The organism is Sphingobium xenophagum, assembly GCF_002288285.1.
Lineage (GTDB): Bacteria > Pseudomonadota > Alphaproteobacteria > Sphingomonadales > Sphingomonadaceae > Sphingobium > Sphingobium xenophagum.
In genome coordinates, this window is the sequence record NZ_CP022745.1 from 789,088 (window position 1) to 812,177 (window position 23,090).

Annotated in this window: 22 protein-coding genes and 1 pseudogene; 8 read left to right on the forward strand and 15 right to left on the reverse strand. The window is 64.8% G+C overall.

Going from position 1 to position 23,090, the window contains the following annotated elements; genetic code table 11:
• Window positions 1-86 precede the first annotated feature (86 nt).
• Both CJD35_RS03890 and CJD35_RS03895 read right to left on the reverse strand, forming a co-directional pair.
• Window positions 87-752, reverse strand: coding sequence for a COQ9 family protein (locus tag CJD35_RS03890; RefSeq protein WP_019052247.1), 666 nt, complete (start codon window positions 750-752; stop codon window positions 87-89).
• A 9-nt stretch (window positions 753-761) separates the two neighbouring features.
• Window positions 762-1,643 carry a DMT family transporter gene (locus tag CJD35_RS03895; RefSeq protein WP_017184315.1) on the reverse strand — a complete coding sequence of 294 codons (882 nt, stop codon included), beginning with the start codon at window positions 1,641-1,643 and terminating at the stop codon, window positions 762-764.
• 69 nt (window positions 1,644-1,712) lie between these two features.
• On the opposite strand from CJD35_RS03895, the gene CJD35_RS03900 reads away from it, so the two are divergent.
• On the forward strand, window positions 1,713-2,807 hold the full coding sequence (locus CJD35_RS03900) for an alkene reductase (RefSeq protein ID WP_017184316.1): 1,095 nt from the start codon (window positions 1,713-1,715) through the stop codon (window positions 2,805-2,807).
• Window positions 2,808-2,917: 110 nt separating this feature from the next.
• On the opposite strand, the gene ribH is transcribed toward CJD35_RS03900, so the two are convergent.
• The 9 genes from ribH to CJD35_RS03945 all read right to left on the reverse strand — a co-directional run bounded on the left by ribH (window position 2,918) and on the right by CJD35_RS03945 (window position 13,549).
• Window positions 2,918-3,340 carry a 6,7-dimethyl-8-ribityllumazine synthase gene (ribH, locus tag CJD35_RS03905; RefSeq protein WP_017184317.1) on the reverse strand — a complete coding sequence of 141 codons (423 nt, stop codon included), beginning with the start codon at window positions 3,338-3,340 and terminating at the stop codon, window positions 2,918-2,920.
• A 10-nt stretch (window positions 3,341-3,350) separates the two neighbouring features.
• Window positions 3,351-4,631, reverse strand: coding sequence for a 3,4-dihydroxy-2-butanone-4-phosphate synthase (gene ribB, locus CJD35_RS03910; RefSeq protein ID WP_026002606.1), 1,281 nt, complete (start codon window positions 4,629-4,631; stop codon window positions 3,351-3,353).
• 72 nt (window positions 4,632-4,703) lie between these two features.
• A complete protein-coding gene (locus CJD35_RS03915; protein ID WP_017184319.1) occupies window positions 4,704-5,318 on the reverse strand; it encodes a riboflavin synthase in 615 nt (204 codons plus the stop codon).
• 80 nt (window positions 5,319-5,398) lie between these two features.
• Complete coding sequence (gene ribD, locus CJD35_RS03920) at window positions 5,399-6,352, reverse strand: bifunctional diaminohydroxyphosphoribosylaminopyrimidine deaminase/5-amino-6-(5-phosphoribosylamino)uracil reductase RibD (protein WP_095686799.1); 954 nt, start codon at window positions 6,350-6,352, stop codon at window positions 5,399-5,401.
• 35 nt (window positions 6,353-6,387) lie between these two features.
• Entirely contained in the window at window positions 6,388-6,864 is a 477-nt protein-coding gene (locus CJD35_RS03925) for a hypothetical protein (RefSeq protein ID WP_017184321.1), read from the reverse strand.
• Window positions 6,865-6,963: 99 nt separating this feature from the next.
• Window positions 6,964-7,683 (reverse strand): energy transducer TonB, encoded by a 720-nt coding sequence (locus CJD35_RS03930; protein ID WP_017184322.1) that lies wholly within the window; start codon window positions 7,681-7,683, stop codon window positions 6,964-6,966.
• A 116-nt stretch (window positions 7,684-7,799) separates the two neighbouring features.
• Window positions 7,800-9,065, reverse strand: coding sequence for a DUF445 domain-containing protein (locus CJD35_RS03935; protein WP_017184323.1), 1,266 nt, complete (start codon window positions 9,063-9,065; stop codon window positions 7,800-7,802).
• A 68-nt stretch (window positions 9,066-9,133) separates the two neighbouring features.
• Window positions 9,134-12,298 (reverse strand): efflux RND transporter permease subunit, encoded by a 3,165-nt coding sequence (locus CJD35_RS03940; RefSeq protein ID WP_017184324.1) that lies wholly within the window; start codon window positions 12,296-12,298, stop codon window positions 9,134-9,136.
• An 81-nt stretch (window positions 12,299-12,379) separates the two neighbouring features.
• Window positions 12,380-13,549, reverse strand: a complete 1,170-nt coding sequence (locus CJD35_RS03945) for an efflux RND transporter periplasmic adaptor subunit (protein ID WP_017184325.1) — start codon at window positions 13,547-13,549, stop codon at window positions 12,380-12,382.
• Between the two features lie 262 nt (window positions 13,550-13,811).
• Here CJD35_RS03945 and CJD35_RS03950 point away from each other — a divergent pair, with 262 nt between their 5' ends.
• The gene (locus CJD35_RS03950; protein ID WP_026002607.1) at window positions 13,812-14,060 is read left to right on the forward strand and encodes a GlsB/YeaQ/YmgE family stress response membrane protein; all 249 of its coding nucleotides are present in this window, start codon (window positions 13,812-13,814) and stop codon (window positions 14,058-14,060) included.
• Between the two features lie 74 nt (window positions 14,061-14,134).
• Here CJD35_RS03950 and CJD35_RS03955 read toward each other — a convergent pair whose 3' ends face one another.
• The 3 genes from CJD35_RS03955 to CJD35_RS03970 all read right to left on the reverse strand — a co-directional run bounded on the left by CJD35_RS03955 (window position 14,135) and on the right by CJD35_RS03970 (window position 15,309).
• Window positions 14,135-14,392 (reverse strand): GlsB/YeaQ/YmgE family stress response membrane protein, encoded by a 258-nt coding sequence (locus CJD35_RS03955; protein ID WP_017184327.1) that lies wholly within the window; start codon window positions 14,390-14,392, stop codon window positions 14,135-14,137.
• 283 nt (window positions 14,393-14,675) lie between these two features.
• Entirely contained in the window at window positions 14,676-14,975 is a 300-nt protein-coding gene (sciP, locus tag CJD35_RS03965) for a CtrA inhibitor SciP (RefSeq protein ID WP_006952381.1), read from the reverse strand.
• A 106-nt stretch (window positions 14,976-15,081) separates the two neighbouring features.
• On the reverse strand, window positions 15,082-15,309 hold the full coding sequence (locus CJD35_RS03970; RefSeq protein WP_017184329.1) for a hypothetical protein: 228 nt from the start codon (window positions 15,307-15,309) through the stop codon (window positions 15,082-15,084).
• 176 nt (window positions 15,310-15,485) lie between these two features.
• Between CJD35_RS03970 and mnmA the strand changes: the two genes are divergently transcribed.
• Window positions 15,486-16,607 carry a tRNA 2-thiouridine(34) synthase MnmA gene (mnmA, locus tag CJD35_RS03975; protein WP_017184330.1) on the forward strand — a complete coding sequence of 374 codons (1,122 nt, stop codon included), beginning with the start codon at window positions 15,486-15,488 and terminating at the stop codon, window positions 16,605-16,607.
• 109 nt (window positions 16,608-16,716) lie between these two features.
• Here the strand turns inward: mnmA and CJD35_RS03980 are convergent, their stop codons facing one another.
• Window positions 16,717-16,962: a hypothetical protein gene (locus tag CJD35_RS03980; protein ID WP_017184331.1), complete on the reverse strand. Its 246-nt coding sequence runs from the start codon at window positions 16,960-16,962 to the stop codon at window positions 16,717-16,719.
• Between the two features lie 127 nt (window positions 16,963-17,089).
• Between CJD35_RS03980 and hisG the strand changes: the two genes are divergently transcribed.
• From hisG to CJD35_RS04005, 5 genes and pseudogenes are all read left to right on the forward strand, one after another.
• Window positions 17,090-17,752 (forward strand): ATP phosphoribosyltransferase, encoded by a 663-nt coding sequence (hisG, locus tag CJD35_RS03985; RefSeq protein ID WP_017184332.1) that lies wholly within the window; start codon window positions 17,090-17,092, stop codon window positions 17,750-17,752.
• A gap of 105 nt (window positions 17,753-17,857) precedes the next feature.
• Entirely contained in the window at window positions 17,858-19,147 is a 1,290-nt protein-coding gene (hisD, locus tag CJD35_RS03990) for a histidinol dehydrogenase (RefSeq protein ID WP_017184333.1), read from the forward strand.
• A gap of 116 nt (window positions 19,148-19,263) precedes the next feature.
• A complete protein-coding gene (gene nusB, locus CJD35_RS03995) occupies window positions 19,264-19,710 on the forward strand; it encodes a transcription antitermination factor NusB (protein ID WP_086485770.1) in 447 nt (148 codons plus the stop codon).
• Window positions 19,711-19,829: 119 nt separating this feature from the next.
• Window positions 19,830-20,744: a thiamine-phosphate kinase gene (thiL, locus tag CJD35_RS04000; RefSeq protein WP_017181112.1), complete on the forward strand. Its 915-nt coding sequence runs from the start codon at window positions 19,830-19,832 to the stop codon at window positions 20,742-20,744.
• Window positions 20,745-20,962: 218 nt separating this feature from the next.
• Window positions 20,963-23,088, forward strand: a pseudogene (locus tag CJD35_RS04005) (sodium-translocating pyrophosphatase).
• Window positions 23,089-23,090: the final 2 nt, after the last annotated feature.

Sequence of the window (23,090 nt, forward strand, 5' to 3'; positions counted from 1 at the left end):
AATGGATACTCACAGGTCGGTTGCTGCGAGTGACTATCAATACCGATTAGGAAAGGCCAGAAGGAAATGTTCGCCAGCGCGACAGATCACACCGCCGGGTAGCGCAGTCGCCCGATGAAGCGCGCCAGGCTGAGCCGCTCGCCCCCACCCACGCCCTTGACCTGCGCCTTCAGCTTTTCGAACCGCATCACGCCTTCGATCCGCCGGGCCAGGAAAGCGCGGCTGTCGGCATGGGCCTCGCTTTCGTCGTCCACGAACACCAACAGCGTGGCGGCATAGACTCCGGCCAACGTCATCCGCTTGGTATAATGGGCAAGGTCCGTGGCAGTGTCGCCCGCCGCGCGCCACATGACATCGGCCGCGCGCCAGCCCAGCCGGGTCGCGCGCGCCGCATTGGTCGGCAGGGCAAGGATGGCGATGGCGCGGCGCAACGCTTCGCGGTCGGGCGCCAGCAGGTCCAGCCGCGCCTCCACCAGCGCGATGATCCTGCGCCGGATCGACAGCGCGTCAAGCGTGTCGGCTGGCAAAGCGTCCAGCATCCGCGCGTCGATGCTAGCGAACCAGGCGTCGATCATGTCGACCGGGCCGTCGGCAAAGGCCAGCGCGGCAATATCCGCGTCCACGCCCTTTTCCGCCGCAGCCATGGCGACCGCTTCCTTGCGCCACCCGTCAAAGGCCGCATGGCGCGCCAGTACGGGCGCCAGCAGGACGCGGATTTCATCGAGGGTCATGTCGGCAATATCGTCGCTCATGCCACCAATCTAGGCGCGCGAGGGCAAGCGCACAAGCACCAGCGCGGCGGCGACCGCCATCGTCCCCACCATATCGGTGACGCTCAGCCATTCGCCAAACAGCACCCAGCCCAGCACCGCCGACACCGCCGGTTGCAAAAGCAGGCTCAGGCCCAGCACCAGCGGCGTGAACCAGCTGATCGCATAGGTCAGCAGCCCCTGCCCGACCAGCTGGCTGCTGAGCGCCAGCACCACCAGCGGGGTCCAGTCGCCCGGCATGATCCGTTCGCCCAGCCACAGCGCGCACAGCAGCAGCGGCGGGATGCTGAACAGGGTCGACATGGCCAGCACCGACCAACTGTCGAGCCGCACCCGCGCCCGCTGCACGATCAGCAGATAGCCGGTATAGGTCGCCCCGGCGAGCAGACAGAGCAGATCGCCATGAAGGTAACGCGGCGAAAGTTCATAGCTGCCCCCCATCATCACCGCCGCACCTGCCGTCGCCAGGGTGAGGGCGATCGCCTGCATGGCCCTGGGCCGTTGGCGCAGCACGACCATTCCCCATATCGGCAGCATCAGACCGCTCATATTGCCGAATATGGTGGCATTGGTGACTTTGGTGTAGAGAATGCCGATATGCCACGCCGCCAGATCCGCTGCGAAGAAAAGCCCCGACCAGATCAGCGCCGACCATTCGCGAATCGTCGGCATCGTGCGGCGCAACCGCGGCAGGGCGAGGATCAGGAGAAATGGCAGGGCCAGCGTCAACCGCCAGAATGCCGCCGCTACCGGCCCCACATCGGCCATCCGCACCAGCACCGGGCCGAGTGGCAGGATGAGATTGGCCAGTATCAGTGCTGGAAATGCAAATTTGGGCATGCCTGCACGGGCATTGGGGGTTGAACTGACCATCGCGGCTCCCTAGCTGGCTTTCAGCTTTACGTCCCGTTGCAATTTGCAACTTTTATAAAGGGAATTTTCATGTCCAAGCTGTTCGAGTCCGTCCAGATCGGCGCCATTGGCGCACCCAACCGCGTCGTCATGGCGCCGCTGACCCGTGGCCGCGCGACTCGCGATCATGTGCCGACCCCTATCATGGTTGACTATTATCGCCAGCGCGCGGGCGCTGGGCTGATCATCAGCGAAGCGACGGGCATTTCCCGCCAGGGTCTGGGCTGGCCCTATGCACCGGGCATCTGGTCGGACGAACAGGTCGCGGCCTGGCAGCCGGTGACGCAGGCGGTGCATGACGCGGGCGGGCGGATCATCGTCCAGCTGTGGCATATGGGGCGGCAGGTCCATAGCAGCGTCACGGGCGAACAGCCGGTGTCGTCCAGCGCCACCGCTACGGCGGGAGAGGCCCATACTTACGAGGGCAAAGCGCCGTTCGAAACGGCCCGTCCATTGACGCTTGAGGAAATTCCCGGCCTGATCGACACCTATGTCACCGCCGCGCGCAACGCGATCCGCGCCGGTTTCGACGGTGTGCAGATCCACGCCGCCAACGGCTATCTGATCGACCAGTTCCTGCGCGACAATGCCAATTTCCGCACCGATCAATATGGCGGCAGCATCGAAAACCGCGTGCGCTTGCTGGCGGAAGTCACACAGGCGGTGGTCGACGCGATCGGCGCGGACAAGGTGTCGGTACGCCTGTCACCCAATGGCGACAGCCAGGGCGTCAATGACAGCAATCCCGGCCCGCTTTTCGCCCATGCCGCCGAAGTCCTGAACGCGATCGGCATCGCGTCGCTCGAACTGCGCGAACCGGGGGAGAAAGGCACGTTCGGCGCAACCGACGTGCCGCGCCAGTCACCGCTGATCCGTCAGCATTTCAAGGGGCCGCTGATCCTGAACAGCGATTATGACAAGACACGGGCGCAAGCGGATCTGGACAGCGGCCTTGCCGACGCGATCAGCTTCGGTCGCCCGTTCATGGCCAACCCCGATTTGGTGGAGCGACTGGAAAGCGACGCGCCGCTGAACCCGATCAAGGGGATGGAAACCTGGTATGGTCCGGGCGAGGATGGCTATACCAACTATCCCGCGCTGGAGCAGCAACCGGCCACCGCCTGATCGAAATGAACCCGTCGCCCCATGGGGGACGACGGGTATTTCCCGGCCGTCCGGGGCCATGGTCCATCCGCTCTGTCATTGCGCCCCCCGCGTGCGGGGGCGCAAACAGCCTAGGCCCCGAAGCGCTCGCGCAGGGCCAGCATGGCGATGGCCGCCTTGGCCGCCTCGCCGCCCTTGTCCTTTTCGGTCCGCTTGGCGCGGGTCAGCGCCTGCGCTTCATTCTCGACCGTCAATATGCCGTTGCCGATCGCAATCGCATCCATGCTGAGCGCCATCAGGCCGCGCGCGCTTTCGTTCGACACCACCTCGAAATGATAGGTTTCGCCGCGGATCACGACGCCGATGGCGATGAAGCCGTCATAGCGGCCGCTTTCCGCCGCCAACGCAATCGCGCCGGGGATTTCCAGCGCGCCCGGCACCGTCACCACCTCATATTTATGCCCTGCATCGTCCAGCGCAGCCTTCGCGCCTTCGATCAGCAGGTCGTTGAGATGGTCGTAGAAGCGGGCTTCGACGATCAGGAACTTGGCCATGATAAATCCTTTACAGCTCGATCGGACGCTGCCCAACCACGGCCAGGTCATAGCCGTCAAGCGCGATCAGGCTGCGATGGCTGTTGGTCAGCAGGACCATGTCATGCACGCCCAGTTCGGCCAATATCTGCGCGCCCGCGCCATAGTTGCGCAATTCGTCCATATCGCCGACGGCAATTCCGGCATTTTGCTGGAGCATGCGGGTCAGTATGTCGGGTTCGTCGCCATGCAGCAGGACGATGATGCCCGCCCCTTCCGCGCTGATAATCTCCATCGACCGTTGCAGCAGGCCAGCGCGCGAACCTTGCTTGCCGAACGTATCGGTCAGTGGCGAAAATTGGTGCATCCGCACCAGCGTTGGCGTGTCCGGGTCGACATGGCCCTTCTGCAAAACCAGTTGCTCGGTCCGCGTCGCCTTGTTGTAAAAGCTTATCGCCTTCCAGTCGCCGCCCCACTGGCTCTGGAACGTGGTTTCGGCGCGGCGTTCGACGATATGGTCGTGGCGGCGGCGATAGGCGATCAGGTCACGGATCGTGCCGATCTTCATCTTGTGCCTGGCGGCAAAGGGGATCAGGTCGTCCAGGCGCGCCATCGTGCCATCGTCCTTCATCACCTCGCAAATGACGCCGGACGGGTTCAGGCCCGCCAGCCGCGCGACGTCCACCGCCGCTTCGGTATGGCCCGTGCGCACCAGCACACCGCCATCCTTGGCCACCAGCGGAAAGACATGGCCCGGCGTCACAATATCGCCCCGGCCCTTCGACCCGTCGATCGCGACGGAAATGGTGCGCGCGCGGTCGGCTGCGCTGATCCCGGTCGTCACCCCCTCGCGCGCCTCGATCGACACGGTGAAGGCGGTTTCATGGCGGGTGCCATTGTTGCGGCTCATCAGGCTCAGCCCCAGTTCATCGACCCGCGCCTTGCTCAGCGCCAGGCAGATCAGGCCGCGCCCGTGGGTGGCCATGAAATTGATCGCGTCGGGCGTCGCCATCTGCGCCGGGATCACCAGATCGCCCTCATTTTCCCGATCCTCGTCATCGACCAGGATGAACATGCGGCCATTGCGCGCTTCATTGATGATTTCTTCCGGCGACGCGAGCGCGGTCCCGCCCTCGCGCTTCAACAGATAGGCTTCCAGCTTGCCCAGCGTATCGGCGGTCGGGTTCCAGTCCCCCTCGCCCAGCTTGCGCAGCGAATTGGCGTGCAGCCCCGCCGCACGGGCCAGGCCGGATCGCGACATGCCACCATCGGTGACGAGGCTGCGGACGGTATCAATCAGGGTAGAGGACATGGCAGCGGACTCCTTCCCGAACGCCGGGATGATCCGCATATCACATTACAATGTGATTATTTCAAGAGGCAATCACATTGTGCGCGTGCGAAGGCTCATCATCCGGTCGAGATAACGGGCCAGCACGTCAATCTCCAGATTGAACGCACGCCCCTGCGGCAGCGCGTCCAGAGTCGTTTCAGCGGCGGTGTGCGGAATGATGTTCAGGCCGAAATGCACGCTGCCATCCGCCTGATCCTCGACATTATTCACCGTCAACGAAATGCCGTCGAGCGTGATCGATCCCTTGGCCGCCAGCGCTGCGGCCAGCGTGGAAGGCGCGGCAATGACCAGCCGGGTCGAATCGCCTTCGGACGTGGCCGACACCAGATGACCCACGCCATCGACATGCCCGGTGACGATATGCCCGCCCAGTTCGTCCCCGACCTTGAGCGCGCGTTCCAGGTTGAGCCGACCGCCCTCGACCCACAGGCCCGGCGCGGTGCGCGCGACCGTTTCGGCCGACAGGTCGACCGCGAACCAGTCCGCGCCCTTTTCCACCACGGTCAGGCATGCACCCGAACAGGCGATCGACGCGCCGATCGCCACCGACTCCATGTCATAGGCGCTGCCGATCACCAGCCGCAGGTCGCCGCGCTGTTCCGCCTGGCGGATGGTGCCAATGTCGGTGATGATGCCGGTGAACATAGGTCGAAATCCAATTGTCCGTTCACCCCGAGCGAAGTCGAAGCCCCGCTCAGCCCGAACGGGATGAGTTGGTCGTTCCTCTAAGCGCTCGACACCGCCTCGTAAACCTCCAGACGATCAACGCCCAGCCGCCGTTCGTCGGTCAGCCGCCAGCGGCCATGCGCATGGGCCAAGTCCGCAAGGCCAATGTCGCCGATTCCTGCCAGCCCCGCACCGATCAGGATCGGCGCGCGATACAGCAGCAACCGGTCGACCAGCCCCGCCCGCAAAAAGGCCGCAGCCGTTTCCGCCCCCCCCTCCACCAGCAGATGATCGACCCGGTCGAGCGCCGCTATCTCTTCGGGCGCGCCGATCCGCTCCCAGCCGACAGGCGCGTCGCTGCGGCTCAGCAGCACCCGGCGCGGCGAACGATCCTCCAGCCCCGCCAGCCGCACGTCCAGCCCCGGCGCATCGGCGCGCAACGTGCCGCCGCCGACCACGATCGCATCATGCCGGGCGCGTTCGACATGGGCGTGGGCGCGCGCGTCAGGCCCGGTGATCCAGCGGCTGGACCCATCCGCCAACGCGATCCGCCCATCGAGCGACAGGCCCAGTTTCAGCGTCACATGCGGCCGCCCCCGCGTCTGGCGCAGGACGAAGCCCGCCATCGCGCGCGCCGCTTGCGCCGCCATCAGCCCCATCTCAACCGTCACGCCGCGTTCGCGCAGCCAGGCCGCACCCTGCCCATCGGTGCGCGGATCAGGATCGCGCAGCGCGATCACCACCCGCGCGACGCCTGCGCGCGCCAGCAGGTCGGCGCAGCGCGGCCCGCGCGGGGACAGATGAAAACAGGGTTCCAGCGTCACATAGGCGGTCGCGCCATGGGCTTGCTCCATCGCCTGCGCCAGCGCCTGCGCCTCGGCATGGGGTCGCCCCCCCTTCTGGGTCCAGCCCCGCCCCACGACCCGATCGTGCCGGACGATCAGGCAGCCGACATTGGGATTGGGGGTGGAAAGGCCGCGCCCGCGCCCCGACAATGCGATGGCGGCGGCCATGTAGCGCCGGTCGGCGGCGGACGTCGACGTCTGGCTCAGGGCTTGGCGACTTCCGGTTCGGATGAAGGCTTTGGCTGGACCTCCGCCTCTGCCTTCACCAGCCGCTGGTCGAGCATGGCGTTGATCTGCTTGACCGCTTCCTTGCGCCGCGCAGTGTTGCGGGCCTCGTCAGCGCGCCAGTCGATGCCGAACGCATCGGCAATCTTCTGCATCTCCACCTGCTTTTTCTGCAGTATGGCGTCGCGCCGGGCCAGGTCCATTTTCTGTTGCAGGATGATCGCGGCATCGCTGCGATTCGCGTCCCAGCTCTGAAAATAGATGATCTTGTTGCGCGTCGGCATGGTGTTGGTGTTGGCATCAGTGATGAACGCCCACACGATGACCCAGGTGAACGCCATGGAAACCCCCAGCAGCGGCCATTTATGCTGGCGCGGCTGCCGGAAATAGCCCCACAGATCGCCTAGCGCGCTCTTGGGGGAAACGGGACGGGGAAAAATCGCCATATCGCCCATATAGTGCAGGCCGCGCCCGGATGCAAAAGGGGGAAGGCACGGCAATTGCCGTCGCGCTTCCCCCAACCCCTCCCGCTGGCGGGCGGGGCGCAAAAACATCTATCGGTCCGTCAATGTGAACCGCACGGTCATTATCTTCGTCGTCGCCACCGGCACGCCGTCCCGCGTGGCGGGGCGGAAGCGCCATTTGCGCAGCGCATGGCGCTGGGTCGCCAGCCAGAAGCTCTCATCCGTCGCCGACACCCGCGCAATGTCTGTCACGCGCCCTTCGGCATTGATAGTCACCCGCACCGTCACCGATCCTTCCAGCCCCTGCCGGATCATGGCGCCGGGATAATCGGGCTGGAACTGGGGCAGCGCGCGCGGATCGATACCCGCGTCGACCAGCACCGGCGCGCGGGGCGGATCGGCAGGCGGCAGGATGATGGTGGGACCAGGATCAATCCCCTCCCCTGTCCCGGCGCTGCCGATCACGACCGGATCGCCCTGCGCCCCAGTCACGATCGCGTCGGCAGTTGTCGGCTGCTGCTGGGTCGGGCGAGTCCTGATCGGCTGCTCGATCGTCGTTTCGACAGGCTCTGGCGGCGGCGCTTTCTCCTCCGGCACGGCATAGGTCTCGAACGGGCGCGTGATCACCGTATCGATTACCTCTTTGGGGATCAGCAGCCACGCCCCGATCACCAGCGCGTGAACGGCGATCGCGCCGCCAATGCCAACCGATGATCCGGTGCCGCCGCGATAGCCCGACGGTGCCGGCTTGTCGCCTCCGCCTGCTATATGCCTATGTCCGATAGCTGCCTGCATGATGCTCAAACGCATTGCCCGACTCCTCTCCCGCCCGTCCGCTTTTGAACGGTGCGTGACATATTACATCATGTTTCAATGATATGATGCAACATGATTTTTAGCGATACATGGGGGCCGGATCAGCGCGTTCAGAATAGCGTGTCGACAGTGTGGATCACCAGGCCGACCAGCCCGCCGACCAGCGTGCCGTTGATGCGGATATATTGCAGGTCGCGGCCCACCGCGCCCTCCAGCCGGTTGGTGATGGTGCCCGCGTCCCAGCCACGCACCGTGTCGCTCACCAGCCGGACGATGGCGTCGCCATAGGTCGCGGTCGCCCCCACCGCCGCGCGCCGAACAAAGCGGTTGATGACGTGGCGCAGCCGCGCATCCTCCTGCAACGTACCACCCAATTGGCGCAGCGCCTCGCCCAGCCGCCCGGCCATCGCCTTGCCCGGATCGCGCACCGCGCGCAGCAGGCCGCCGCGCGCCTGTTCCCACAATCCGTCGATCCAGCGCTGCATCGCCGGATTGTCGAGAATCTCGTCGCGGATCTGCGCCGCCTTCGCCTGCATCTCGATGTCGAACTGGAGGTCGAACGCCAGCTTCGCCATCCCCTCTTCGGCCTTCAAGCGCAAGCTGTGCCCCGGATCGGCCGCCATTTCCGCCAGCATCTTGCGCAGCCCGTCGATGATCGCATTGGCCAGATTTTCGTCCAGCCCCGTCCATCGCAACAGCTTGCCCGCCTTGTAATGCACCATCTGGCGGATCAGATGGTCGTTCGCTTCCAGCGTACGATCGGCCCAATGGATGATGCCGTCCATCACCGGCGCATGGCGACCGTCGCGCATCGCCGCCTCGATCGCCTGCCCCACCAGCGGGCCGACATTGATGCCGCGCAGCCGCTGGCCGATCGCGCCCTTGACCATGCCGCCCAGCCGTTCCTGGTCCAGCGCCTCCAGCATATCGGCGATCAGGCGCGATGCACCCTCGCGCAGCCGCCCGTCGCCCGCCGACGGGCTGGCCAGGAACCGCCCCGCCGCCGCCGCGACATCCATGCCGCGCATCCGCCGCGCGACCACGGCGGGGGTCAGGAAATTGTCGCGCAGGAACAGGGCCAGCGTATCGCCGATCCGGTCCTTGTTGCGCGGAATGATCGCGGTGTGCGGAATGGGCAGGCCCAGCGGATGGCGGAACAGGGCCGTGACCGCGAACCAGTCGGCCAGGCCACCGACCATCGCCGCTTCGGCAAAGGCCTGTACGAAGCCGATGGCCGGGTGCATGTGCACGGTGCTGCGCGCGGCGATGAACAACGCCGCCATCGCCAGCAACATGCCCGTCGCCAGCAGCCGCATCCGTCGCGCGGGATTGGGCTGGCTTTCGCCGATGGACCGGGGGACGCGGAGCAGCTTCATGGCTCCCCAACGGTTACGCCGCCGTTTCGTTCAGGCAAAGCGTTCTTTTGGGAAGGGCACCGCCCGCGTCATTCCGCCGGTTGCACGTGCCCCGGCGTCTCCTTGTCGTCGCCCGGCTTGTAGGTCAGCAGCCCCCGGCCCAGGCGCGGCCCGACCCAGCTTTCGATCGCGATCGCCAGGCTGAAGGTCGCAGGGACGATCACCAGCGTCAGCACGGTGGACAGGATCAGCCCGCCGATCACGGTAATGCCCATCGGCGCGCGCCAGGCGCCATCGCCCGACAGCGACAGGGCCGTGGGCACCATGCCCGCGACCATCGCCACGGTGGTCATGACGATCGGCTGGGCGCGCTTATGACCTGCATCCATGATCGCCTCGAACTTGGGCACGCCCTTCTCCATCTCCTCCAGCGCGAAGTCGATGACGAGAATGGAGTTTTTGGCCACGATCCCCAGCAGCATCAGCAGGCCGATGAACACCGGCATCGACAGCGGCTGCCCCGCGACATGCAGCGCCAGCGCGCCGCCAAGGGGCGCAAGCAGCAGCGACCCCAGATTGACGAAGGGCGGCATGATCCGCTTGTAGAGCAGCACCAGCACCGCCAGCACCAGCAATATGCCCGACACCACGGCGATGGCGAAATTCTGGAGCATTTCCAGCTGCCACTTGGCGTCACCCGCATTGATCTTCTGCACGCCCGGCACGCGGCCTTCGTTGATCGCCTTCATCAGCGGCAAAGCGTTGAGCTTGGCCATGCCTTCGCTGGTCACGATGCCCGGCGCCAGATCGGCGCCTACGACGATGCGCCTGATCTGGTTATAGCGACGGATCTGCGTCGGTCCCGCGCCAAAGCTGATGTCGGCGACCACCTTCAACGGCACCGATCCGCCATTGATGGTGGGTACGGGCATATTTTCGATCGTGCTGAAATCCTTGCGGCTATCCTCGGCGATCGACACGCGGATCGGAATCTGGCGGTCCGACAGAGAGAATTTCGCGCTGTTCTGGTCAATCTCACCGATCGTGGCGATACGGATCGTCTGGCTCAGCGCCGCAGTGGTCACCCCCATGCTGGCGGCCAGGTCCAGGCGCGGCTTGATGATGATTTCGGGGCGCTGCATGTCGCCCTGCACGCGCGGCGCGCGCAGTTCGCGGATCTTGGACATTTCCGCGACCAGTTGATTGGCCACCGACTCCAGTTTTACCGGATCGTCAGAGCCGAACATCAGGATGATGTCGCGACCAAAGCCGCCGCCCGACTGCGACTGGAAATTCACCCGCGCGTCCGCAATCGTCTGGAATTTGGGCGCAACCTTGCGTTCCCATTCCACCGAAGAGATGGGGCGATCCTTTTTCAGCGTCAGGAATATGTCGGCACTGGTGGTTTCAATATCGGCAAAGGCAGCTTCCACCACATCGCTGTCGGCGGCCAGCATATCGGCCACCTTGCGCGTGATGGCGGTGGTCTGCGCCAATGTGCTGCCCGGCACGGTTTCAATCTTCACCTGGCTGAAATCGGTGTTGATGACCGGCTGGAACGTCATCGGCAGCGTGGCGAAGGCGGCAATCGTGGCGATGAACGCCAGGAAGCCGAAGCCGACCGTCCACATCCGGTGGTCCAGGAAAACACTGGTGAAACGACGCCAGCCGCCCCGCGCGCGATGGGCGATGGCGCGGCGTTCGTCGAGCGACCAGCGCAGCACCGCCATATAGCGATCCATCAACCACCCCTCGCCATGGCTTTCCGCGCCATGGGCCTTGAGGAAATAGGCGGCGATCATCGGCGTGATCAGGCGCGCGACCGCCAGGCTCATGAGAACCGATACGACCACGGTCATGCCGAACTGGATGAAGAACTGCCCGGAAATCCCCGGCATCAGCGCGACGGGCAGGAACACAGCGACGATCGCCATCGTCGTCGCCAGCACGGCCAGGCCGATCTCGTCAGCCGCATCGATGGACGCCTGATAGGCGCTTTTGCCCATCCGCATATGCCGCACGATATTCTCGATCTCCACGATCGCATCGTCGACCAGCACACCGGCCACCAGGCTGAGCGCCAGCAAGGAAATGCCGTTCAGCGTAAAGCCCAGCATGTCCATGAACCAGAAGGTCGGGATGGCCGACAACGGGATGGCCAGGGCCGAAATCATCGTTGCGCGCCAATCGCGCAGGAACAGGAACACGACGACCACGGCCAGCACCGCGCCCTCGATCATCGCGGCCATCGCGCTATGATATTGCTCCCTGGTATAATCGACGCTGGTATAAAGCTGCTTGTAGGTAACCTTGGGGTTTTCCTTTTTCAGCTTTTCCAGTTCCTTCATCGCATCGTCATAGACAGTGACGTCGGACGATCCCTTGGCCTTTTCCAGGCTGAAGCTGGTGACCTGGCGCCCGTTCATCAGCGACAGGCTGCGCTGTTCGGCATACATGTCGCGCACATCGGCTATGTCGGCCAGCTTGACCGTGCGTCCGCCGCTGATGGCGATCTGCGTCGCGCCCAGGTCGCGCGCATTGGCGGCGTTGCCCAGCACGCGGATCGACTGTTCGGCGCCTGCGATTTCGGTGCGCCCGCCCGCTGCGTTCAGATTGACCTGATTGAGCTGCTGGTTCACCTGCGCCGCGGTGATGCCGAACGCCTGCAATTTGGCCGGGTCCAGAATGACCCGGATTTCGCGGCTCACCCCGCCGCCGCGGTTGACCGCCGCCATGCCGCTGACCGACCGCAACCGTTTTGCGACCGTATTGTCGACATACCAGGACAGTTCCTCCAGCGTCATGTCGGTCGCTTCGGCGCTGAAATAGGCGATCGGCCCGCCGTCGATGTCGACGCGGGTAACCTGCGGTTCCAATATGCCGTCGGGCAAGTCGCTGCGGATCTGATCGACAGCGTTCTTGACGTCGTTGACCGCCCGGTCGACAGGCGTGCCGATCGCGAACTGGATGTTGCTGAGCGATCGGCCTTCGGACACGAAGGACGTGATTTCGTCGACCCCGCTGATGCCGCGCACCGCCGCTTCGACCCGCTGGGTCACCTGGGTTTCCAGTTCGGTCGGGGCCGCGCCGGGCTGGCTGACGACCACGCTGACCATCGGGAAGCTGACATCGGGATTATTGTTGATGTCCATCCGGCTGAAGCTGACCAGACCAGCCAGCAACAGCGCCGCGAACATGACGAGCGGCGTCACCGGATTGCGAATGGCCCAAGCCGATATATTGCGAAAATTCATGGGCTACAGCTTCCTTCGCCGGACGCAATCCGTCCGTTCATTCCGTCGCACAGCCGCCCCGATGCGGGCCGCCGAATATTCTTACGAAGCCTTCAGGCGCTCCGGCTTGACCTTCTGTCCCGGCGTCAGGAAGGCGCCGGCCGACGTCACGATCTTTTCATTGCCCGTGATGCCGCTCGTCACGGCAACGCCGGCCTCCGACACCTGACCCACGGTCACGTTGCGCCGTTCGACTTCATTCTTGGCATTGACGACATAGACATAATTGCCCTTGGGATCACTCTGCACCGCCGATTCCGGCAGCAAGGGCGCGTTGCCCGATCCGCTGGTGATCGTGACGGACGCAAAGCCGCCCGGCCGGATCGCGGGCTGATAGGGGAGCGCGATGCGGGCGATGCCCTGCCGCGTCTGCGGATCGACCACAGGCGAAACCTGCCATACCCGTCCGGCAAACTGGTCATTGCCCCCCACGGGGGTCACGATGGCGCTATTGCCCGGACGCAGCGTCGCCAGGTCGCCCTCGGCCACCTGCGCCAGCAATTCCATCTCGCCATCCTTGGCCATGCGGAACAGCACGCCGCTGCCAGAGCCCACAATCTGCCCCGGCTCGACCGCGCGGGTCAGCACCAGGCCGTTGGCGGGCGCGCGAATATCCAGCCGCCCGGTGCGGGCGCGCTGTTCGGCCAGCTGGGCGACGGCGACATTGACGCGGGCCATGGCCGCGTCGCGCGTCGCGGTGCGCTGGTCGATGTCCGCTGCGCTAATGAAACCACGCCCGACCAGCGCCTTGGCGCGATCCAGCTGCGCCTGCGCCAGCTTGGCGTCGGCACGGGCCACATCGACCTGCGCGGCGAGCGAATTGACCTGCTGCGCCTGCACCGACCGTTCGATCACGGCCAGCACCTGCCCGGCGCGAACCCAGTCGCCCGGCTGCACCAATACGCGGGTGACCATGCCGCCTTCACCCACGACGCCGACCGGCATGTCGATCCGCGCGGCAAGTGATCCGGTGGCGGTCACCGTGCGCGCGACGGTCGACTGACCGGGGCTGTTAACGGTGACGACGGGCACCTGTGCGGTGACCGCAGGCGCTGCGGCGCCGCCACCCCTGGTCGAAATCCATACCGCACCGCCGACCAGCGCCACGATGACCACCGCCGCGACCAGCAACAGCCGCCGCTTGCGCGCACGCGCATCCTCATCGTCGATGACGACCGCTGAGTCGGCCGTGACCTGGGTTTCGTAATTCATGCGATTCTGTCTCTCCGGCGCTTCGCCATCCAGCAACTGTATTATATCAATATAGCACCGGCCTCAACCCCCAATATCATGGGTCAAAGGGGGAGGGCAAAGCGATATTGCGCGATTGTATAAACCGGAACGGTGGAAAGGGCAGGCGGTATTGTTAGCGCAATCATTTGCAATTTCCGCCCGTCAGTGGATTCATTTGCCAAAAGCGCCCGATTATGGCGCTATGCGCGTGGGCGCGAAGATCAACAGGGAGGAGCGGGCCATGGACTTGCTGGGTTGGATCATCATCGGCCTGCTGGCGGGGGCAATCGCAAAGCTGATCATGCCGGGGCGCGATCCTGGCGGCTGTATCGTCACGATCCTGCTGGGGATCGCCGGTGCCCTGCTGGCGGGCTTCGTCGGCCGACTCGCGGGCTTCTACGCGCCGGGTGAGCGGGCAGGTTTCATCGCCGCCATATTGGGATCGGTCGCCGTGTTGGCGCTCTATCGCTGGTTCGCCGCGCGACGATAGGCGGGACATAATGAAAAGACCGCGCCCGGTTGGGGGCACGGTCTTTTGGGTGGTCAGTCTTTTCAGGGGTGCGGTTAGCGCACCGACCCGCGACGGACCAGATTGACGATCGCCAGCAGGATGACTGCGCCGACCAGCGACACCAGGAAGCTGTACAGCGACAGGCCGGCATTGTTGATCGAACCGCCGCTGAAAATCATGCCGCCGATGAACGCGCCGACGACGCCGACGACGATATTGAGCAGGATGCCCTGCTGCGCGTCGGTCCGCATGATCATGCTGGCGAGCCAGCCGATGATGCCTCCGACGATAAGCCACATAATGATGCCCATGTTAATCTCCTTGACCACGCCCCCAGCGGGTTGGGTGCTGCGGGATTAACGGTGCACGGGGCGGAGCGTTCCATGAGCCAAAAATGATTCCGGGCGGGAAACCATCCCCGTCCCGCGTCGTTACAGGCGGTTTTGCCGCCGCCGACCATTTCAGCGCCACCCGGCCGCTATCGGTGCGGCTGCGCAAGGACGCGTTTCAGGACCGGCCCTCACGCAAAAGGGGCCGCCGGATGCTGTCCGGCGGCCCCTTTTCATGCTGCATCACCGATGCCTGGGCGACAGATTAATATTTCTGCTGCCGTTCATAGAGGGATTTATAATATTGGATGCGCGTCACGCGCAGGCCATGCATGCCCGACCGGTCGACCGCCCGCTGCCAGCCGGCAAATTCTTCCAGCGTCAGATTATAGCGCGCGCACGCTTCATCCACGGTCAGCAACCCGCCGTTGACGGCCGACACGACTTCGGCCTTGCGCCGCACGACCCATCGGGTCGTGTCCGGTGGCGGCAGGCTGTCCAGCGTCAGCGGTTCTCCGAGCGGCCCGACGACCTGGGCTGGTCGTATTTTCTGGTTTTCAATCATTACTACCCTCAAAAGCGGCGCTGGCGTTGTCAAATCCAGCAGCGAAACCTTGATATATGTTCAGCCCTGAAGAACGGCTAAAGCGCCAAGGTAAACGCCACCTTCATCATCCTTTCCCCACAGCTAAACGGTTCGCGATCAGCGGATTAAAGCTTCCTGCAAGCCGAACGGCCTCGATCATGCCGCTGGAACGTGGCGCGAAAATTCCCGCCAGTTCCTGAATCCAGTCTTCCGTTCCATCCTGCCCCCGCAGGACGCCCGCAACCGCCAGCGCCGTCGGGCTGGCCGCCTGCTGTGCCGCACAGGCGGCGCGCAGGAACGGCCAGACCGGCACGCGTCCGCGGCCAAGGGGTCTGGCATGGGCGGGGGTAAGCCCGCCTGTCCTAAGAAAACTCAAATCCATGACGCTGCTTCTACGCGGCAATGGATAAGGGTCGGTAAATGCGCGCTCGCTTCGTCGCAAAGCTGAAACACTGGCACCCGACGCCCATCATCCCTATAGGCACAGCCATGCAGCCAGAGTTTCAGCTAGCCCAATTCCAGTTGGCAGGTCCGCTTGACGCGCGGCGCATCGTCGTCGCCATGTCCGGCGGCGTCGATTCCTCGGTCGTCGCCGCGCTCGCCGCCAAAACCGGCGCGGAAGTGATCGGCGTCACGCTCCAGCTTTACGATCATGGCGCGGCGGTTGGCCGCACGGGAAGTTGCTGCGCCGGGCAGGACATACGCGACGCGCGCGCCGTGGCGGACCGCATCGGCATCGCCCATTATGTGTTCGATTATGAAAGCCGCTTTCGCGAATCCGTGATTGCCGACTTTGCCGACGAATATATGGCCGGGCGCACCCCTATCCCTTGCGTCAAATGCAATATGGGGGTGAAATTCACTGACCTGTTCCAGATCGCGCGCGACCTTGGGGCAGACTGCCTTGCCACCGGCCATTATGTCCGCCGGGTGGAGGGGCCGCAGGGCGCAGAGTTACACCGCGCCGCCGATCCCGCCCGCGACCAGAGCTATTTCCTCTTCGCCACCACCCAGGCGCAGCTTGATTATCTGCGCTTTCCCTTGGGCGCCCTGCCCAAGCCGCAGGTGCGCGAAATCGCCGCCGAACTGGGGCTGGCCGTAGCCTTGAAGCCCGACAGCCAAGACATCTGCTTCGTCCCCGACGGCGATTATGCGAAAATCGTGCGTAAACTGCGCCCCGACGCGGACGAAGGCGGCGACATCGTCCATGTCGATGGCCGCGTGCTGGGCCGGCACAAGGGCATGATCCATTTCACCGTCGGCCAGCGCAAGGGGCTGGAAATCGGCGGCCAGCCCGATCCGCTCTACGTCATCCGCCTGGATGCGGCGGGCAAGCGCGTGATCGTGGGACCAAAGGCCGCACTGGCGGTATCGGGCGCGACCCTCACCGACATCAACTGGCTGGGCCGCGACTTTGCCGGGCCACTGACGGCCAAGGTGCGGTCTATGGCCAAACCCGTGCCCGCGCGACTGGTGGACGGACAACTCCTGTTCGACGCCCCCGAATATGGCGTCGCGCCGGGACAGGCGGCTGTGCTCTATGACGGCGACCATGTGCTGGGCGGCGGCTGGATCGCCAGCACGCAGAGCGCGATGGCGGAAGTGGCGTAACCTCCACCACCTCGTCATGCCGGGCTTGACCCGGCATCCCGCTTTTCTTCGCGAGCCACAGAAGAAGTGGGATCCCGGCTTCCGCCGGGATGACACAAATGGATATAATTTACGTAGCAATACCGTTCGGGAAAAACAGCACGCCGATGCATAATGCCATGCCGCAAATCATCCAGAAGGCGAGAAGCAGAGTGAGCAACCAGAAACGAAATGGCTGATCTTGTCTGCGGCCTGTCATGGTAAAACCCCAGTAAGGGGTTTGCATTATGCCGCCCCGGAAGCCTTGCAGCAGCTGCCATCCGGCGATCGTTGATACGGCTAATCCGACTATAGGCCCAAGGATGCCCTCATCCACTGTTACTCTCCGCCTCATCTCGGTTCACTCAATATCTTGAGTCATACTTCGCCGCAAATGTCGTCGTCCCGCTTCTCCATCCCCAAATCCTTGCCCTCCCCCCCGGCCCCGCTAAGGCCCGCGCGTCATGACTCGCACCCTCACCTTCGCCATTCCCAAGGGCCGCATCCTCGATGAAGCGCTGCCCTTGCTCGCCAAAGCCGGTATCGAGCCGGAGGCGGAATTTCATGACAAGAAGAGCCGGGCGCTCCGCTTCGCGACAAATCACGCCAATGTCTCGATCATCCGCGTGCGCGCGTTTGACGTCGCCACCTTCGTCGCCCATGGCGCGGCGCAGATCGGCATTGTCGGCTCCGACGTGGTCGAGGAATTCGACTATTCCGAACTCTACGCGCCGGTCGACCTCGACATCGGCCATTGCCGCCTGTCGGTCGCGCAGCCAGCCGATCTGGCCGATGAAGATGAAGCCGCGATCAGCCATGTCCGCGTCGCCACCAAATATCCGCACCTGACGCGCAAATATTATGAAGCGCGCGGGCTTCAGGCGGAATGCGTCAAGCTGAACGGTGCGATGGAACTGGCCCCCTCGCTCGGCCTGTCGCGTCGTATCGTCGATCTTGTCTCGTCGGGCGCGACGCTCAAGGCCAATGGCCTTGTCGAAACCGACATCATCATGCCCATTTCCGCCCGCCTGATCGTCAACCGCGCCGCCTTCAAGATGCGCTCGGCCGAACTCGCGCCAATGGTGGAGGCGTTTCGCAAGGCCGTGGGGGTCAAGGATGCGGCATAACCGGAACTACCGTGCTCCCGCGCAGGCGGGAGCCCAGCTCCGCCCTGTCGACTGGGCTCCCGCCTGCGCGGGAGCACGCGGTTTTCTGGCGTCAGGATCACGTCCATGACCCAGCGCCTCACCACCACCGCGCCCGATTTCGCCGCCGCCTTCACCGACTTGGTCGACGCGCGCCGCGAAGCCGATGAAGATGTCTCGCGCGACGTGACCGCCATATTGAAGGCCGTGCGCGCGAACGGGGACGCAGCGCTGGCCGACTATACGCAGCGTTTCGACCATCATGACCTGAACGTCACCGGATGGGCCGTGACGGCGACGGAAACCCGCGCCGCGCTCGACACGCTCTCCACCCCGCTGCGCGACGCGCTCGAACTCGCCGCCGCGCGCATCACCGCCTATCATGAAAAGCAGAAGCCCGTGGACAGCGACGGCGTGGACAGCGCGGGCGTGCGCCTGGGCGCGCGCTGGAGCGCGGTCGACGCAGCGGGCCTCTATGTACCGGGCGGGCGCGCCGCCTATCCCAGTTCGCTGCTGATGAACGTCATTCCGGCCAAGGTCGCGGGCGTGCAGCGCATCGCGATGGTCACGCCCACCCCCAATGGGGAGATCAACCCGCTGGTGCTGGCCGCCGCGCAGATTGCGGGTATAGAAGAAATCTGGCGCGTCGGCGGGGCGCAGGCCGTCGCCGCGCTCGCCTATGGCACGGATCGAATTGCCCCGGTGGACGTCATCACCGGCCCCGGCAATGCCTGGGTCGCCGAAGCCAAGCGCCAGCTTTACGGCGTGGTCGGCATCGACATGGTCGCCGGGCCGTCCGAAATCGTCGTCGTCGCGGACGGCAGGAATAATCCCGACTGGATCGCCGCCGACTTGCTCAGCCAGTCGGAACATGACCCGACCAGCCAGTCGATCCTGTTCACCGATGACGCAGCCTTTGCCGATGCGGTCGATCGCGCGGTCGACGGGCGGCTTGGCCAGCTCGCCACGGAAAAGGTCGCCCGCGCCAGCTGGGCCGCCAATGGCGCGATCATCGTCGTGCGTGATTTTGAAGAGGCGATGCCGCTGGTCAACCGCCTCGCCGCCGAACATCTCGAACTCGCGGTGGACGATCCTGACGCGCTGTTCGCCAAGGTACGGCACGCCGGATCGGTTTTCCTGGGTCGCATGACGCCCGAAGCGGTCGGCGATTATGTCGCCGGGCCGAACCACGTCCTGCCCACGGGCCGCCGCGCGCGCTTCTCGTCGGGCCTGTCGGTGCTGGACTTCATGAAACGCACCAGCTTCCTCAGCCTCGACGATGCCGCGATCCGCGCGATCGGCCCGGCGGCTGTGGCGCTGGCGCAGGCCGAAGGCCTGCCAGCGCACGCGGCGTCAGTATCTCTCCGTTTAACATAAATTCCGTTCGCCCTGAGCGAAGTCGAAGGGCTGGGCAGAGCCGAAGGCGAAGCCGCTTCGACATTTTTCGAGGCAAGCGACTCGTAAAAACAGCCCGAACGGCTAAGGAAGACATTATGAACGCACGCTCCAAATCCCGCTCCGCCGCGCGCCTTGCCGCGGTCCAGGCGCTGTACCAGCTCGAAATGGAGGGTACGCCCGTCCATGTCCTGCTGCACGAATTCCATGCCCATCGCCTGGGCGCCACGATCGAGGATGTCACCTACGCCCCGGCGGAGGAGCCGTTTTTCGACGATATCGTGTCCGGCGTGGACAAGCGCCGCGACGAGATCGACGCGCTTATCGTCGCCCGCCTGTCGAGCGGCTGGAGCCTAGACCGGCTCGACAAGCCGATGCGCCAGATCCTGCGCGCGGGCACCTATGAATTGCTGGCCCGCGCCGACATCGCGACTGCGACGATCATCAGCGAATATGTCGATGTCGCCCACGCCTTCTACGACAAGCGCGAATCCGGCTTCGTCAACGGCTTGCTGGATGCCGTGGCCAAGGACGCGCGGAAGTAAAACCCCCTCCGTTCGTTTCGAGCGAAGTCGAGAAACCTGTGCGCGGCGTTTCTCGACTTCGCTCGAAACGAACGGATGAAAGCATTTCGGATTGATGGTCAGAAGGCTAGACTCCTGCCATGTCCGCCGAATCCCGCTTCCTCGCCCTGCTGCGCCTGCTGGCCAACCATCCCGCCGCGCAGGGGTTGATGGACGACGTCGCGATCCTGCCGGTCGGCGACACGAAACTCATCCTCACCAGCGACACGATGGTGGAGGAGGTCCATTATCTCCCCACCGATCCGCCCGCCGACATTGGCTGGAAACTCGCCGCCGTGAACCTGTCCGACCTCGCGGCCAAGGGCGCACGGCCGGTCGGCTGCCTGCTCAACTATGCGCTGTCGGGCGACGAAGCGTGGGACGCCGCCTTTCTCGACGGGCTGGGCGACGCGCTTGACCGCCATGGCCTGCCGCTGCTGGGCGGCGATACGGTCAAGATGCCCGATAGCGCGCCGCGCAGCTACACGCTGACCGCGATCGGCGAGGCAGGCGGCCCCATCCCCACGCGCGACGGCGCGCAGCCGGGGGACATGCTCTATGTCACTGGCCCGGTCGGCGACGCAGGCATCGGCCTCACCCTTGCCCGTGCCGATCCCGGCGCGTCCGGCCCGCTGGTCGACGCCTATCGCCGCCCCCGCCCCCGCCTGTCCGAAGGCGCGCTGATCGCCCCGCTCGCCAGCGCGATGATGGACCTGTCGGACGGCCTGCTGATCGACGCGCAGCGGATGGCGCAGGCCAGCGGCGTCACCATCACCATCGACCATATCCCCTTGTCCCCCGCGCTGGAGAGCGTGCGCGGGGCCAGCACCGCGGTACAGATCGCCGCCGCCCAGGCCGGGGACGATTATGAACTGCTCTTCACCCTGCCGCGCGGCGAAACGCCCCCCGTCCGCGCCATCCGCATCGGCCATGTCAGTGCCGGGGCGGGCCTGACCCTCATGATCGACGGCGCAACCGTGCCATTACCGGCCACACTTGGCTGGGAACACGGATAGTCCCCCAACCCGCTTGACGCGCGCTGCCGGGTCTGTAGCTTCATCTCACCCTATTCTCAGCCCGGTTGGACCGCTTATGTGCGTGTGCCTGTTGCTGATTGACGCGGTGCCAGATGCCGGACCCCCTCCGTCCGGCCGCCCGCCTATGCGCCCTTCGTTCGCCCGTCATTCCCTGCGGAGCGGCCGATGAAAGTCATAAACGGGGGAGAGGAACGTCTATGCCAATCGTCATCATCGCCATAGGGTGCGGCCTGCTGGCCGTGCTCTACGGCCTGTTCACCAGCCGGCAGGTGCTCAATGCGCCTGCGGGCAACGCCACCATGCAATCGATCGCCGCCGCCATTCAGGAAGGGGCGAAAGCCTATCTGGGCCGCCAATATACCACCATCGCCATTGTCGGCGCGGTCGTCGCGCTGCTGGTATTCTATTTTCTGGGGCTGACTTCGGCGGTCGGTTTCCTGATCGGCGCGATCCTGTCGGGTGCGGCGGGCTTTATCGGCATGAATATTTCGGTGCGCGCCAATGTCCGCACCGCTGAAGCCTGTCGCGGCACGCTGCAAAGCGGCCTTACCGTCGCCTTCCGCGCGGGGCCATCACCGGCATGCTCGTGGCGGGCCTTGCCCTGCTAGCGATCAGCCTGTTCTTCTGGTATCTGACCGGCCCGGCCGGCCATGCGCCCGACGATCGCCTCGTCATCGACAGCCTCGTCGCGCTGGCCTTCGGCGCGTCGCTCATCTCCATCTTCGCGCGCCTTGGCGGCGGCATCTTTACCAAGGCCGCCGATGTCGGCGCGGATCTGGTGGGCAAGGTCGAAGCCGGCATACCGGAAGACGACCCACGCAACCCCGCCGTCATCGCCGACAATGTCGGCGACAATGTCGGCGATTGCGCGGGCATGGCCGCCGACCTGTTCGAAACCTATGTCGTCACCGTCGGCGCGACCATGGTGCTGATCGCGCTGCTGGTCGCGGGCGTCGACAATGCCTTCAAGATGAGCCTGATGTCGCTCCCGCTGATCGTGGGCGGGGTGTGCATCATCACCTCCATCATCGGCACCTATTTCGTGCGGCTGGGGTCCAGCCAGTCGATCATGGGGGCGCTCTACAAGGGCTTCTGGGTCACCGCGATCCTTTCCATCCCGGCCATCTATTATGTCAGCTGGCGCACGCTGGGCGACATGAACGCAGTGTTCGGTGCGGATCTGGACGGGGTCGGCGGCTATACCGGCATGGACCTGTTCTGGTCGATGATGGTCGGGCTGGCCGTCACCGGGCTGCTCGTCGTCATCACCGAATATTATACCGGCACCAATTATCGCCCGGTCCGCTCCATCGCCAAGGCGTCGGAAACCGGCCATGGCACCAACGTCATTCAGGGGCTGGCCGTCAGCCTGGAATCGACCGCCTTGCCCACGCTGGTGATCGTCGCGGGCATCATCGTCGCCCATCAGCTGGCGGGCCTGATCGGCATCGCCTTTGCCGCTACCGCCATGCTGGCGCTTGCCGGGATGGTCGTGGCGCTCGATGCCTATGGCCCTGTCACCGACAATGCCGGCGGCATTGCCGAAATGGCGCATCTCGATGACAGCGTCCGGGTCAAGACCGACGCGCTCGACGCCGTTGGCAACACGACCAAGGCGGTGACGAAGGGCTATGCCATCGGCTCGGCGGGGCTGGCCGCGCTGGTGCTGTTCGGCGCCTATACGGAGGATCTGAAATTCTACAATTCGGCGCTGGGCCTTACCGCCCCGGTCGATTTCAGCCTCTCCAATCCCTATGTCATCGTCGGGCTGCTGCTGGGCGCTTTGCTCCCCTATCTGTTCGGGGCGATGGGCATGACCGCCGTGGGGCGTGCCGCAGGTGACGTGGTAAAAGACGTCCGCGCGCAGTTCGCGGAAAACAAGGGCATCATGGACGGCACCAGCAAGCCCGATTATGCCCGCACGGTCGATCTGGTGACAAAGGCGGCGATCAAGGAAATGATCGTCCCCTCGCTCCTGCCCGTCCTTGCGCCGATCATCGTCTATTTCGTCATCGCCGCCGTTGCGGGCGTCTCCAACGGCTTTGCCGCCCTTGGCGCGCTGCTGCTGGGCGTCATCGTTTCGGGCCTGTTCGTCGCCATCTCCATGACCAGTGGCGGCGGCGCATGGGACAATGCGAAGAAATATATCGAGGATGGCCATCATGGCGGCAAGGGCAGCGAAGCCCATAAGGCCGCCGTCACCGGCGACACGGTGGGTGATCCCTACAAGGACACCGCCGGCCCGGCCGTCAACCCGATGATCAAGATCACCAACATCGTCGCGCTGCTGCTGCTCGCCGCGCTGGCGCATGGGGGCATGTAGTC

Excerpts from the sequence above, each read along its gene's own strand:
- CJD35_RS03890 (WP_019052247.1), bottom strand. The coding sequence starts at position 752 with ATGAGCGACGATATTGCCGACATGACCCTCGATGAAATCCGCGTCCTG.
- CJD35_RS03895 (WP_017184315.1), bottom strand. The coding sequence starts at position 1,643 with ATGGTCAGTTCAACCCCCAATGCCCGTGCAGGCATGCCCAAATTTGCA.
- CJD35_RS03900 (WP_017184316.1), top strand. The coding sequence starts at position 1,713 with ATGTCCAAGCTGTTCGAGTCCGTCCAGATCGGCGCCATTGGCGCACCC.
- ribH (WP_017184317.1), bottom strand. The coding sequence starts at position 3,340 with ATGGCCAAGTTCCTGATCGTCGAAGCCCGCTTCTACGACCATCTCAAC.
- ribB (WP_026002606.1), bottom strand. The coding sequence starts at position 4,631 with ATGTCCTCTACCCTGATTGATACCGTCCGCAGCCTCGTCACCGATGGT.
- CJD35_RS03915 (WP_017184319.1), bottom strand. The coding sequence starts at position 5,318 with ATGTTCACCGGCATCATCACCGACATTGGCACCATCCGCCAGGCGGAA.
- ribD (WP_095686799.1), bottom strand. The coding sequence starts at position 6,352 with ATGGCCGCCGCCATCGCATTGTCGGGGCGCGGGCGCGGCCTTTCCACC.
- CJD35_RS03925 (WP_017184321.1), bottom strand. The coding sequence starts at position 6,864 with ATGGGCGATATGGCGATTTTTCCCCGTCCCGTTTCCCCCAAGAGCGCG.
- CJD35_RS03930 (WP_017184322.1), bottom strand. The coding sequence starts at position 7,683 with ATGCGTTTGAGCATCATGCAGGCAGCTATCGGACATAGGCATATAGCA.
- CJD35_RS03935 (WP_017184323.1), bottom strand. The coding sequence starts at position 9,065 with ATGAAGCTGCTCCGCGTCCCCCGGTCCATCGGCGAAAGCCAGCCCAAT.
- CJD35_RS03940 (WP_017184324.1), bottom strand. The coding sequence starts at position 12,298 with ATGAATTTTCGCAATATATCGGCTTGGGCCATTCGCAATCCGGTGACG.
- CJD35_RS03945 (WP_017184325.1), bottom strand. The coding sequence starts at position 13,549 with ATGAATTACGAAACCCAGGTCACGGCCGACTCAGCGGTCGTCATCGAC.
- CJD35_RS03950 (WP_026002607.1), top strand. The coding sequence starts at position 13,812 with ATGGACTTGCTGGGTTGGATCATCATCGGCCTGCTGGCGGGGGCAATC.
- CJD35_RS03955 (WP_017184327.1), bottom strand. The coding sequence starts at position 14,392 with ATGGGCATCATTATGTGGCTTATCGTCGGAGGCATCATCGGCTGGCTC.
- sciP (WP_006952381.1), bottom strand. The coding sequence starts at position 14,975 with ATGATTGAAAACCAGAAAATACGACCAGCCCAGGTCGTCGGGCCGCTC.
- mnmA (WP_017184330.1), top strand. The coding sequence starts at position 15,486 with ATGCAGCCAGAGTTTCAGCTAGCCCAATTCCAGTTGGCAGGTCCGCTT.
- hisG (WP_017184332.1), top strand. The coding sequence starts at position 17,090 with ATGACTCGCACCCTCACCTTCGCCATTCCCAAGGGCCGCATCCTCGAT.
- hisD (WP_017184333.1), top strand. The coding sequence starts at position 17,858 with ATGACCCAGCGCCTCACCACCACCGCGCCCGATTTCGCCGCCGCCTTC.
- nusB (WP_086485770.1), top strand. The coding sequence starts at position 19,264 with ATGAACGCACGCTCCAAATCCCGCTCCGCCGCGCGCCTTGCCGCGGTC.
- thiL (WP_017181112.1), top strand. The coding sequence starts at position 19,830 with ATGTCCGCCGAATCCCGCTTCCTCGCCCTGCTGCGCCTGCTGGCCAAC.